This is a genomic window from Blautia sp. AF19-1, assembly GCF_003479155.1.
Classification (GTDB): Bacteria; Bacillota; Clostridia; order Lachnospirales; family Lachnospiraceae; genus Fusicatenibacter; species Fusicatenibacter saccharivorans.
The window spans coordinates 1-315 of record NZ_QUGQ01000028.1; the positions used below are offsets into that span (position 1 = coordinate 1).

At 41.6% G+C, this 315-nt stretch carries 1 pseudogene; it reads left to right on the top strand.

Going from position 1 to position 315, the window contains the following annotated elements:
- Positions 1-228: pseudogene (locus DWX26_RS16975) on the top strand (IS200/IS605 family accessory protein TnpB-related protein); the annotation flags it as partial.
- Between the last annotated feature and the right edge of the window lie 87 nt (positions 229-315).

The window sequence follows — 315 nt, forward strand, 5'->3', positions numbered from 1 at the left end:
GATCATCGTCTGTGTACGTTTCAGACTGGAAAAAGATACAACTGTGATTTGTCGGCATCGTATAATATCGGAGCAAGATATTTTATCCGTGAAAATTTAAAAACCTTACCGGAAACGGAAAGGTCTTTGCTGGAGGCAAAAGTTCCTGCAGTAAAGCGTAGAACCTCATGTGTTTATGCAGATCTGAGAGAACTGATTTCAGAAATGGAACTGCGTAAAGCAGCATAAACACAGGCAGATATGCAGTGGATTACCTGTTATGTGGAAACCCGCCGTATCCGGCATGGAAGAAGCACATATCTGTGCAAAATCTAA